We start from the raw sequence: 11621 nt of genomic DNA, 5'->3' as shown, positions 1-11621 counted from the left end.
GAACCACTTCGCGAACGGGGCGTCGGACCAGTCCAGGACCTCGTTCCACTCGCGGGACCACTGCAACCGGTGTGCTTGCTCCGCCCAGAACCCCAACCGATCACCCACAGCCCGCCCATAAACGTCCTCGGTCAGGTTGGCCCGCTCGACAAAGGACGGGGAAGGGGGGAACACCCGTGTCTCCGTCGACAGGTTGTCCAGGGTCTGTCCGCTCATCGATCCTCCCGAACCGCGCCGCGCCGTGTGCTGGGTCACCGTAGGAGCGTGGAGCGGCCCCGTGCGGGAACGCGCGACAGATGGTGTGGGGGAGGGGACGAACGGTCCACGAGCGTTATCCGGACAGGCGTCAACAGGACTTAACATCTACCCGAACCGGCGGAAACGAACAGGGGAGCTGATGGCGGCACCACGGACGGGGGAGCCCGCCGGGCCCCGGCTGCCCTGGTCCCGGACCGACCCGGCGGCCGTGCTCGCCTCGGCCCGGCACATCGCCGACGACCTGGCTGACGGGCTCTCCGGCCCCCGGGTCCGGGCCGCGGCGCGCGGCGTGCGCAGGCTCCTCGGGGCCACCGGCGTCGGCCTCGCCGACCTGACCGGGCGCCCGGTGTGGGCCGGGTCGGTGCCGCTGGGACCGCGGTGGGTCGAGCTGGTCGACCAGGTCCTGCACACCGAGACCCGCGCGGGCCGCCCCCCGCTGGTGGTGCACCCCCTGCACGTGCACGACGAGCTGGCAGGCGTGCTGGTCGTGGCGGGCCCCGTCCGCCGCACCGCCGTCGGCGAGCTGGCCGACTGGATCACCGCCGCGCTGGAGCGGGCCCGGCTGGAGGCCAGCGCCGAGCACGCCGCCCAGGCCGAGCTGCGCGCGCTGCGGGCCGAGATCTCCCCGCACTTCGTCTACAACGCGCTCACCGTCATCGCCTCGCTGGTGCACTCCGACCCCGAGCGCAGCCACGAGCTGATGCTCGACTTCGCCGACTACAACCGCTACAGCCTGGCCGGCCACGGCGAGTACACCACCGTCGCCGACGAGTTCCACGCCATCGAGACCTACCTGGCCCTGCAGCGCGCGGTGCTCGGCGACCGGCTGCGCGTCCAGGTGCGGGTCGCGCCCGAGGTGCTGGCCGTGGCCATCCCCTACCTGGTGCTGCAGCCGCTGGTGGAGAACGCCGTGCGCCACGGCATCGAGCCGCGCGCCGAGGGCGGCCTCGTGCAGGTCGCGGGCGAGGCCGAGGGCAGCGACTGCGTGATCACCGTGGAGGACGACGGCGTGGGCATGGCACCGGCCAGGGCGGAAGCCCTGCTCGCGGGCCGCGACCTCGTGGGGAGCGTGGGCCTGGCCAACGTCGACCGGCGGCTGCGTAACGTGTACGGCTCCTGGTACGGACTGGTCCTGGAGACCGCCGAGGACGCCGGGACCAAGGTCATCGTCCGGATGCCGATGTTCTCCCCTGGAGTGATGCCGTGATGGGCAGCGGACTGCGGGTGCTCGCCGTCGACGACGTGCGGGCCGCGCTGGACGAGCTGTGCAGGCTGCTGCGCGCCGCGCCCGAGGTCGACGACGTGCGGGCCGCCGCCGACGCGCTCAGCGCGCTGAAGATGATCCAGGGCGAGCACTTCGACGGGGTGTTCCTCGACATCTCCATGCCCGGCCTCAACGGCCTGGAATTGGCCTCGCTGCTGGCCAAGCTCAGCGAGCCGCCCGCCATCGTCTTCGTCACCGCCTTCGACGGCCACGCCGTCTCCGCCTACGGCATCGGCGCGCTGGACTACCTGCTCAAACCGGTCCGCGCCGAGCGGCTCGGCGACGCCCTGGCCAGGGTGGAGCGCTTCGTCGCCGCCCGCAAGGCCGCCGAGGCCACCGAGCCGTCCGCCCCGCCGCGCCCGGACGCGATGCCGGTGCTGCCGGTGGAGACCGACGGCCGCATCCGCTACGTGCGCCGCGGCGACGTCCGCTACGCCGAGGCCCACGGCGACTACGTGCGCCTGCACACCGGCAGCGGCGTGCACCTGGTCCGCATGCCGATCTCGCGGCTGCAGGAGTACTGGGAGGACTCCGGGTTCGTCCGGGTGCACCGCGGCTACCTGGTGGCCATCGACGCGGTGCGCGAGCTGCGCAGCGACTCCGTCGGCGGGATGCTCGCCCACACCGACCTCGGTGACGTGCCGGTGAGCCGCCGCCACGCCCGCGAGCTGCGCGAGCGCCTGCTGCAGGCCGCCCAGCGCGGGGAGCTGGGCAGGCGGTGAGCCCGCAGCGGCGCCAGGTCGTCACCAGCCCGCAGACCCGCCTGGCGCACGCCCGGCGCAGGCACCGCACGGCCTGGCGCCCGCCCGCCCTCGACCCCGCCGAGGTGCGCAGGGCGGTCGAGGTCTACCGGGCGCAGCGGGTCCTCGCGGTCGGCGCCATCGCCGCGCTGCTCCTGCTGATGATCGGCCTGCCGCTGGTGCTGCGCGCCCACCCCGAGCTGGACGAGGTGCGGGTGCTGGACATCCCGGTGTCCTGGCTGGCGCTGGTCCTGGTGCCCTACCCGGCGATGGTGGCGCTGTCGTGGTGGCAGCTGCGCAGGGCCGAGCGGGCCGAGGACACCGCGGCCCCGCCCGGACCCGCCCCGTGATCGTCGCCTTCGCCGTCGTCCCGGTCGTGCTGGCCACGCTGCTGATCGGGCTGCGCGGGGTCGCGGCCATGCGCACCACGTCGGACTTCCTCATCGCCTCGCGCGGGGTCTCCCCGCTGCTCAACTCCGCGGCGGTCTCGGGGGAGTACCTCTCGGCCGCGTCGTTCCTCGGCGTGGCCGGGCTCATGGTCAAGGACGGCGTGGGCGCGCTCTGGTACCCGGTCGGGTTCACCGCGGGCTACGTGGCGATGCTGACCCTGGTCGCCGCCCCGATGCGCCGCTCGGGGGCGGTCACCGTGCCCGACTTCGCCGAGGCCAGGCTGGCGTCGACCTCGCTGCGGCGGCTGGCCGCCGTCGTCGTGCTGGTGATCGGCGGGCTGTACCTGGTGCCGCAGTTCCGCACCGCGGGGCTGGTGCTCAGCGTGGTGGGCGGCAGCCCGTACTGGGTGGGCGTGGTGATCGCGGCGGTCGTGGCCGCGATGACGCTGGCCCTGGGCGGGATGCGCGCGGCGACCTACGTGCAGGCGTTCCAGTTCGTGTTCAAGCTGCTGCTGTTCATCATCCCGGCCATCTGGCTGCTGATCACCGTCGGCCCGCAGGTCCGCTATGACGCCGTGCACCCGGTGGAGTTCACCCACTTCGCCAAGGACACCCCGGTCGCCTTCGACCTGCAGGTCACCCTGGAGATCGACGAGCCGACCCCGGTGCGCGAACCCGGTGGCCTACGGGTCATCCCGCCCGGCGAGCTCACCGTCGCCCCCGGCAGCAGGCTGGTCTTCGCCGAGGGCGCGCCGGTGCCCGGCCTGCGCGGCGGCTCGGCGCCCGGCGCCGAGGGCTGGCAGCGCCCGCTGCTGAACCTGCGCGACGCGGGCTACCCGCTGCTGGGCACCCTCGCCGTCCTGGTGGCCACCATGCTCGGCACGATGGGCCTGCCGCACGTGCTCATGCGCTTCCACACCAGCCCCGACGGCCGCGCCGCCCGCCGCACCGCCGCGCTCACCGTCGGCCTGCTGAGCGTCTTCTACCTGTTCCCCGGGATCTACGGCACCCTCGCCAAGGTCCTCGTCCCGCAGCTGTTCCTGTCCGGGGCGACGGACACCGCCGTGGTCGCGCTCCCGTCCCAGGTGGACGCCGGGCCGTGGGGGTCGGTGTTCACCGGGCTGCTCACCGCGGGCGCGTTCGCCGCGTTCCTGGCCACCTCGCTGGGGCTGCTGCTGGTGGTCGCGGGCGCCATCTCCCACGACCTGCTGCCCGGCGGGCTGGCCCGGCTGCGGTTCACCGTCATCGGGGCGGCCGCGGTCGTGGTGCTGCTGGCGCTGCCCTCGGCGCGCATCGACGCGGGCGTGCTGGTCACCTGGGGCTTCACCGTGGCGGCCTCGACGTTCTGCCCGCTGCTGGTGCTGGGCATCTGGTGGTCGCGGCTGACCGCGGCCGGGGCGTTCGCGGGGGTCTCGGCCGGGCTGCTGGCCTCGGCGGGGGCGATCGCGGCCACCCTGTTCGGGCCGCCGTTCGAGGGGTGGGTGGCGATCCTGGTCGCCCAGCCCGCGCCGTGGTCGGTGCCGCTGGCGTTCACCACCATGATCGTGGTGTCGCTGTTCGGCAGGCCGCCCGCCTGGTCGGCCGCGGCGATGCTGCGCCTGCACCTGCGCGAGCGCCGCACCCCGGTGGTCGAGCCCCGCGCGCGTGACCTGGGCCACTCGTCCTGGTCGGCCCGCCGTTCATCGGCCGTTCGTCGCATAACCCGTCGATTGGACCGATGACTGGTCGCGCTCCCGCCTGCTCTCCCTACCGTGACGCGCACCACCCCGTCGGAGGAGGCGCGCATGAGCAGCACCGAGTCGCAGGCTCGGCCACCAGAGCATGATCAGTGGACCGAGGTCCAGGAGAGTGCCGAGTTCGTCGAGCTGCGCAGGCGACTGCGCGTGTTCGTCTTCCCCATGACGGCGCTGTTCCTGGTCTGGTACCTGACCTACGTCCTCCTCGCCGACTACGCCCACGACTTCATGTCCACCAAGGTCGTCGGCAACATCAACGTCGGCCTGGTGCTCGGCCTGCTGCAGTTCGTGTCCACCTTCGCGATCACGACGCTGTATGTGCGCTACGCCAACCGCAAGCTCGACCCGCTGGCGCAGAGGCTGCGCGAGACCGTCGGAGGGGACGAATGACGATCTTCGCCCAAGGGGTGGAAGGCAACAGCCCCGCCCTCAACATCTCGATCTTCGCCGCCTTCGTCGCGGTGACCCTGGTCGTGGTCTTCCGCGCCAGCCGCAACACCAAGACCGCCGCGGACTACTACGCCGCGGGCCGCTCGTTCACCGGCCCGCAGAACGGCGTGGCGATCTCCGGTGACTACCTGTCGGCCGCGTCGTTCCTCGGCATCGCGGGCGCCATCGCGATCAACGGCTACGACGGCTTCCTGTACTCGATCGGCTTCCTGGTCGCCTGGCTGGTGGCGTTGCTGCTGGTGGCGGAGCTGCTGCGCAACACCGGCAAGTACACGATGGGCGACGTGCTGGCCTTCCGGATGCGCCAGCGCCCGGTCCGCGCCGCCGCCGCCACCTCGACCCTGGTGGTCTCGTTCTTCTACCTGCTGGCCCAGATGGCGGGCGCGGGCGGCCTGGTCGCGCTGCTGCTCGGCATCACCGGCAAGGGCGGGCAGGCCGTCGTCATCGCCATCGTCGGCATCATCATGATCGTCTACGTGCTCGTCGGCGGGATGAAGGGCACCACCTGGGTGCAGATCATCAAGGCCGCCCTGCTGATCACCGGCGCGCTGGCCATGACGATCTGGGTGCTGGCCAAGTTCGGCTTCAACCTCTCCACCCTGCTCGGCGCCGCGGTCGAGGCCAGCCCGAAAGGCGAGGGCGTGCTGGGGCCGGGCCTGCAGTACGGCGCCAGCGAGACCAGCAAGCTGGACTTCCTGTCCCTGGGCCTCGCCCTGGTGCTGGGCACCGCCGGTCTGCCGCACATCCTGATGCGCTTCTACACCGTGCCCACGGCCAAGGAGGCCCGCCGCTCGGTGGTCTGGGCGATCTGGCTGATCGGCATCTTCTACCTGTTCACCCTGGTCCTGGGCTACGGCGCAGGCGCCCTGGTGGGCTCGGAGGCGATCAGGAACGCCCCGGGCGGGGCCAACTCCGCCGCGCCGCTGCTGGCCCAGGCCCTCGGCGGGCCGGTGCTGCTCGGGTTCATCGCCGCGGTCGCCTTCGCCACGATCCTGGCCGTCGTCGCGGGCCTGACGATCACCGCGTCGGCGTCCTTCGCCCACGACATCTACGCCAACGTGATCAAGCGCGGCAAGGTCGACGACAAGAACGCCGAGGTCCGCGTCGCCCGCATCACCGCCGTGGTCATCGGCGCGGTGGCCATCGGCGGCGGCATCATCGCCAACGGCCAGAACATCGCGTTCCTGGTGGCGCTGGCCTTCGCCGTCGCCGCGTCGGCGAACCTGCCGACGATCCTCTACTCGCTGTTCTGGAAGAAGTTCAACACCACCGGCGCGCTGTGGAGCATCTACGGCGGCCTGGCGGTCTGCGTCCTGCTGATCGTCTTCTCGCCCGCGGTCTCCGGCAAGGCGAGCTCGATGTTCCCGAGCGCGGACTTCGCCTTCTTCCCGCTGTCGAACCCCGGCATCGTGTCGATCCCGGTCGCGTTCATCCTCGGCTGGCTCGGCACGCTGGTCGGCAAGAAGGCCGACACCGACTCGGAGAAGTTCGCCGAGATGGAGGTGCGCGCCCTGACCGGCGTCGGCGCCGAGAAGGCGACCGACCACTAGCGGGAAGTCCACTCGGGACGCCCCAGACGACGGCTCCCGTCCGCCCGAGGAGGGTGGGCGGGAGCCGTCCCCATGTGGTCACCCACCGTCGTGACCACATCGGGACCTTCCCTAATCTTCCGCTCAACCGGGTGACCACGTAAGTGTGAACGTATGTCCTCCCGACTACCGCTCGCTGTGCTCCTCCTGGCCGCGGGGTGCGCGCTCCCGGTCACCGCGCCATCCGGCTCGTCGCCCGCCACCCCACCACCCGCCCTGGCGGACCTCGGCGAGCCCCGCCGCGAGGACACCGGCGCCCACTACAGCCGCGACGACTGGGGTGACTGGGACTACGACCCCGCCACCAAGTGCAACACCCGCGAGCGCGTCCTGGCCCGCGACGGCCGCGGCCTCGACGTCGACACCCAGTGCCGCCCCGCCTGCCCCGGCGGCGACTGCTGGACCAGCGTCTACGACGGGCTCGTCGTCGACAGCGCCGCCGACCTGCAGATCGACCACATCGTCCCGCTCGCCGAGGCCAACCGCTCCGGCGCCCGCAAGTGGACGAAAGCCCAGCGCAACGCCTTCTACAACGACCCGGACAACCTCATCGCCGTCACCGGCAAGTCCAACGGCAGCAAGGGCGACGACGACCCCGGCCGCTGGCGCCCCGTCCGCGAGCACTGGTGCGAGTACGCCACCAGCTACGTGACCGTCAAGGTCCGCTACAAGCTCTCCGTCGACGACGCCGAGCACGCCGAGCTGTCGCGGATGCTGAACACCTGCTGACCGGCCCGCCGACGCCTGCAGGCCCGCCGATACTGGCCAGCCACTGGTACCAACCGGCCCGCCGACGCGAGAAGGCGGGGCCGCCGGTGGCGGCCCCGCCTCGTGTCACTGCCCTCAGACGCCCGCGATGCTGCTGATCCAGCTGCGGTAGCGGGTGACGTTGGTGTAGTTCGTGACCGACTGGCGGTCACTGGTGGAGGCCACGCCGACCTGGCGGCCGTTGGCGAACATCGGGCCGCCGGAGTCCCCGCCCGCGGCGATGCCGTTGACGCGGTACGCCCGGATGGCCACGCCGCCGTAGGCGTCGCTCGCGGTGACCGACTGGACCTGCACGGTGGCGACCTTCAGGTACTGCGACTGGCAGTTGATCTCCGAGCCGCAGCGCGAGGTGGCGCCCCAGCCGTAGATCTGCACGTTCTGCCCGACCCGCACGTCGGTCGAGGTGCCCAGCGGGGCGTAGGTCGCCTGCACGGCCCGGTCGAGGCGGGCGATGGAGATGTCGGCGCTGTGGTTGTAGATCTGCACCGCGTTGGCGACCACACCACCGGAGTGCTGGTTGAGGCTGCCGATGCGGAAGCTGATCCCGCCGCCGGAGACGCAGTGGCGGGCGGTCAGCACGTACTGCGGCGCGATGATGCTCGCCGAGCACGTCTCCCGACCGTTGGAGAACAGCCGGGCGGCCCACGGCGCGTTGCTCGCGAGACCGCCCCCGATGATCATCGGGCTGACCTCGAAGTCCGCCGGGGGAGCGGCGGGGGCCGCGGTGGCGACCGGGGCGGCGCCCAGCAGGGCGAACGCCGCCGTGGTGACGGCCAGCGCCAGCTTCGATATCTTCATAGGTGATTCTTCTCGATTCCGCGGACAATTCCGCAGCAGGGGCTGAATCGGGAAATGGGCGCGCCATCGGCGGTGCAGATCGCGCGGCCCGCCCCGGTCACCGGGTCTGGACCTGCGGGTTTGCCGCGCCTGCCTGTCGATCGTGGCCCGATAGCAACTTTTACAGCCATTCCCCCGCAAGGCAAGGGTGTGCCGTTCCCATTACCGTTTGGACCCCGACAATTGACGGGGTTGAATATCTCGATCGGCGCGATTGTCGCTGGCACTAGCATTGGCGGCAGGCGGGCGGCGACACCGGCCGCGACGAGCACGGGAGGCGAACTCGATGGCGCTGCTGCGCAGCTACGTCGGCGGACGATGGCACACCCCGACGGTGGAGGGCGCCCCACTGCACGACGCCGTCACCGGCGCGGAGGTGGCCCGGATCTCCAGCGCCGGGGTCGACATGGCCGCCGCGCTGGACCACGGCAGGCGCGTGGGCGGGCCCGCGCTGCGGGAGCTGACCTTCCACCAGCGCGCCGCCCTGCTGAAGGTCCTCGCCCTGCACCTGATGGAGCACAAGGACGAGCTCTACGCCCTGTCCGCGCGCACCGGGGCGACCCGCGCGGACTCGGGCATCGACGTCGACGGCGGCATCGGCGTGCTGTTCGCCTACAGCGGCAAGGGCCGCAGGGAGCTGCCCAACTCGCGCGTCCACGTCGAGGGCGCGGTGGAGCCGCTGGGCAAGGGCGGCACGTTCCTCGGCCAGCACATCCTCACCCCGCTGCACGGCGTGGCCGTGCAGATCAACGCGTTCAACTTCCCCATGTGGGGGCCGCTGGAGAAGTTCGCGCCCGCCTTCGTCGCCGGGGTGCCGAGCCTGATCAAGCCCGCCAGCCAGACCGCCTACCTCACCGCGCGGCTGGTCGAGCTGATCGTCGAGTCCGGCATCCTGCCCGAGGGCAGCCTCTCGCTGGTCTGCGGCGGCGCGGGCGACCTGCTCGACCACCTCACCCCGCAGGACCTCGTCGCCTTCACCGGCTCGGCGTCCACCGCCCAGCGCCTGCGCACCCACGAGGCCGTCGTCCGCCACGCCGTGCGCTTCAACGCCGAGGCCGACTCGCTGAACTGCTCGATCCTCGGCCCCGACGCCCGGCCCGGCACCCCCGAGTTCGACCTCTACGTGAAGTCCCTGGTCACGGAGATGACCGCCAAGGCGGGCCAGAAGTGCACCGCCATCCGCCGCGCCCTGGTCCCCGCCGAGCTGATCGACGACGTCGCCGCGGCCACCGCCGAGCGGCTCGCGGGCGTGGTCATCGGCAACCCGGCCGCCAAGGGAGTCAGGATGGGCGCCCTGGCCGGGCTGGAGCAGCGCGAGGAGGTGCGCCGGTCGCTGAAGGCGCTGATCGCCGCCGGGCAGATCGTCTACGGCGACCCGGAGCGGGTCGAGGTGGTCGACGCCGACGCCGAGCGCGGCGCCTTCCTGTCCCCGATCCTGCTGCGCGCCGACCCCGACCGCGCCGAACCGCACGAGGTCGAGGCGTTCGGGCCGGTGGCGACCCTGCTGCCGTACACCTCGACCGCCCACGCCGTGGAGCTGGCCGCGCGCGGCCAGGGCAGCCTGGTCGGCTCGGTGGTCACCGGCGACGCCGGGTTCGCCGCCGAGGTCGTGATCGGCGCGGCCCCCTGGCACGGACGGCTCCTGGTGCTCGATACCGACAACGCCCGGGAGTCCACCGGGCACGGCTCACCGCTGCCGCCGCTGGTGCACGGCGGGCCCGGCCGGGCGGGCGGCGGCGAGGAGATGGGCGGCATCCGCGCCGTCCTGCACCACATGCAGCGCACGGCGGTGCAGGCCAGCCCGAAGGTGCTGGCCGCGATCACCGGGCAGTGGGCGCAGGGCGCGCCGCGCAGCGAGGACGTCCACCCGTTCCGCAAGACGCTGGCCGACCTGCGCGTCGGCGACTCGGTGGTGGCAGGCCCGCGCGAGGTGACCCAGGCCGACATCGACCACTTCGCCGAGTTCACCGGGGACACCTTCTACGCCCACACCGATCCGGCGGCCGCCGCGGCGAACCCGCTGTTCGGCGGGATCGTGGCGCACGGGTACCTGGTGGTGTCCTTCGCGGCGGGGCTGTTCGTCTCGCCGGAGCCCGGACCCGTGCTGGCCAACTACGGCCTGGAGAACCTGCGGTTCGTCACCCCGGTCTACCCGGGTGACGCGCTGACGGTGACCCTGACGGCCAAGCAGATCACCCCGAGGGAGAACGCCGACTACGGCGAGGTCCGCTGGGACGCCGAGGTCGTCAAGCAGGACGGGGCCGTGGCGGCCAAGTACGACGTGCTCACCCTGGTCGCCAAGGGCTGAGCGGGCCGAGCGAGCCGAAGGGGCGGTGTCCGCGTGGGCACCGCCCCTTCGTCATGGATCAGCCCGCGTCGGTGATGACGACCTGCTTGGCGCCCAGCGAGGTGCCCATGAACCCGCTGTAGTTGCGCTGCACCGAGGACCGCTCCGCGGAACTCGGCTGGGCGTTGGCACAGCTGACCGGGGCCGAGCTGCCCGACATCAGGTCCGAGCACAGCCCGGTCCGCCGGTCAGGCAGACCCAGCGAGTGGCCGAGCTCGTGGGTGGCGATGCGGACCACGTTGTAGCCCTGGTTGACCGCGGTGCGGCCCATCCAGACCGTGACGCTGCCGGTGGAGCGCACCGGTCCCAGCGTGGCGCGCGGCCAGCCGTCGTCGGCCAGCACCCGGATGTTCACCCGCTGGCCCGGCTGGGCCTTCACGATCCGCACGTTGGTCACCGCGCTGTTCCAGATCTGCACGGCGGTGGCCATCTCGTCCTTGAACTCGGCGGCGTAGTAGTCGTCGTAGGTGAGAGTCATCGCCAGGGCGGACGGCGGCAGGGTCTGCGCGGCGGCGGGTGTCGCGGAGATGCCCGCGACCAGGGCGGCGGCAAGGGCCACGTTCGTGGCCACGAACGCCAAAGTGCGTCGAAGCATTGGATCACTCCCTCAATGTGAGTGGCCCCGGGACAGGGGCCTCCCTCGTGGTGCTCTGCAGGGCGAGGTCTCAGCCGAAGGGACGGCGACGACGTAGAACTCCTCCGTGACTAGCCCTACCCGGTGCGTAGTCCGACCCCTAGAGATAGTGACCGCGATCACAGAAACCTGGTGCGGGTTGACTGCGCGTGAGGGCCGCGGGGCGCCCCGGCCCACCCATCCGGCGGTTGAACTGCGAAAACGGCCGATCCCGCGGCTGGTTCGGGGTGTCGGCGGCGTCGAGGGGCATCGGGGCGGTCGCTCCTGGGGTCTGCTCCCGATTGCCTTGTGCCGCAACAGGTTTGGCCTCCGCCGGGAGTGGGTATGGAGTTGGGGGACCCCCCGATTTGATCCCGGATTCGCGGGGGTGTAACTTTCTTCTTGTCAGCGCGGAACGGGCCGGGAAATACGGAACGGGCGCGGCGATCGAGAAGACAAAGACTTGGCAGTATCAGCCTCTGGCAGGCGCCGCCTCGGCGGACTTGGCAGATGTGCGTGTGTTGTTTGAGAACTCAACAGTGTGCCGATAAAAGCCAGTAGAGCTTTTATGAAGTGAACCCGTTCAATTGGGTTCCTTTGAGTATATTTTTGACCAGATTTCGATTCTGG

General features: G+C 71.7%; 11 protein-coding genes. 8 read left to right on the top strand and 3 right to left on the bottom strand.

All coding sequences use genetic code 11. The annotated features are described in order from the left end of the window. On the bottom strand, window positions 1–216 hold a 216-nt coding region (locus ACTG9Q_RS32765; protein WP_455576832.1), incomplete at its 3' end, for an acetyl-coenzyme A synthetase N-terminal domain-containing protein. A gap of 181 nt (window positions 217–397) precedes the next feature. Between ACTG9Q_RS32765 and ACTG9Q_RS32760 the strand changes: the two genes are divergently transcribed. The 7 genes from ACTG9Q_RS32760 to ACTG9Q_RS32730 all read left to right on the top strand — a co-directional run bounded on the left by ACTG9Q_RS32760 (window position 398) and on the right by ACTG9Q_RS32730 (window position 7155). Next, window positions 398–1465, top strand: coding sequence for a sensor histidine kinase (locus ACTG9Q_RS32760; RefSeq protein WP_455576831.1), 1068 nt, complete (start codon window positions 398–400; stop codon window positions 1463–1465). After that, the gene (locus tag ACTG9Q_RS32755; protein ID WP_455576830.1) at window positions 1465–2244 is read left to right on the top strand and encodes a LytR/AlgR family response regulator transcription factor; all 780 of its coding nucleotides are present in this window, start codon (window positions 1465–1467) and stop codon (window positions 2242–2244) included. The genes ACTG9Q_RS32760 and ACTG9Q_RS32755 overlap by 1 nt, the downstream gene beginning before the upstream one ends. Continuing rightward, on the top strand, window positions 2241–2612 hold the full coding sequence (locus ACTG9Q_RS32750) for a hypothetical protein (protein ID WP_455576829.1): 372 nt from the start codon (window positions 2241–2243) through the stop codon (window positions 2610–2612). The genes ACTG9Q_RS32755 and ACTG9Q_RS32750 overlap by 4 nt, the downstream gene beginning before the upstream one ends. Next, a complete protein-coding gene (locus ACTG9Q_RS32745; protein ID WP_455576828.1) occupies window positions 2609–4372 on the top strand; it encodes a sodium/solute symporter in 1764 nt (587 codons plus the stop codon). The genes ACTG9Q_RS32750 and ACTG9Q_RS32745 overlap by 4 nt, the downstream gene beginning before the upstream one ends. A gap of 63 nt (window positions 4373–4435) precedes the next feature. After that, window positions 4436–4777, top strand: coding sequence for a DUF485 domain-containing protein (locus ACTG9Q_RS32740; RefSeq protein ID WP_455576827.1), 342 nt, complete (start codon window positions 4436–4438; stop codon window positions 4775–4777). Next, a complete protein-coding gene (locus ACTG9Q_RS32735) occupies window positions 4774–6387 on the top strand; it encodes a solute symporter family protein (protein ID WP_455576826.1) in 1614 nt (537 codons plus the stop codon). The genes ACTG9Q_RS32740 and ACTG9Q_RS32735 overlap by 4 nt, the downstream gene beginning before the upstream one ends. Before the next feature lie 153 nt (window positions 6388–6540). Next, entirely contained in the window at window positions 6541–7155 is a 615-nt protein-coding gene (locus ACTG9Q_RS32730) for an HNH endonuclease family protein (RefSeq protein WP_455576825.1), read from the top strand. A gap of 114 nt (window positions 7156–7269) precedes the next feature. Here the strand turns inward: ACTG9Q_RS32730 and ACTG9Q_RS32725 are convergent, their stop codons facing one another. Beyond that, complete coding sequence (locus ACTG9Q_RS32725; RefSeq protein ID WP_455576824.1) at window positions 7270–7992, bottom strand: S1 family peptidase; 723 nt, start codon at window positions 7990–7992, stop codon at window positions 7270–7272. A 325-nt stretch (window positions 7993–8317) separates the two neighbouring features. Between ACTG9Q_RS32725 and paaZ the strand changes: the two genes are divergently transcribed. Next, window positions 8318–10339, top strand: a complete 2022-nt coding sequence (gene paaZ, locus ACTG9Q_RS32720) for a phenylacetic acid degradation bifunctional protein PaaZ (RefSeq protein ID WP_455576823.1) — start codon at window positions 8318–8320, stop codon at window positions 10337–10339. 58 nt (window positions 10340–10397) lie between these two features. Here paaZ and ACTG9Q_RS32715 read toward each other — a convergent pair whose 3' ends face one another. After that, window positions 10398–10973: a snapalysin family zinc-dependent metalloprotease gene (locus ACTG9Q_RS32715; RefSeq protein ID WP_455576822.1), complete on the bottom strand. Its 576-nt coding sequence runs from the start codon at window positions 10971–10973 to the stop codon at window positions 10398–10400. Window positions 10974–11621 lie beyond the last annotated feature (648 nt).

Source organism: Actinokineospora lacus, from assembly GCF_053813445.1.
The sequence above is the reverse complement of the archived record's forward strand: the minus strand, read 5'-3'. Positions and strand labels throughout refer to the sequence as shown.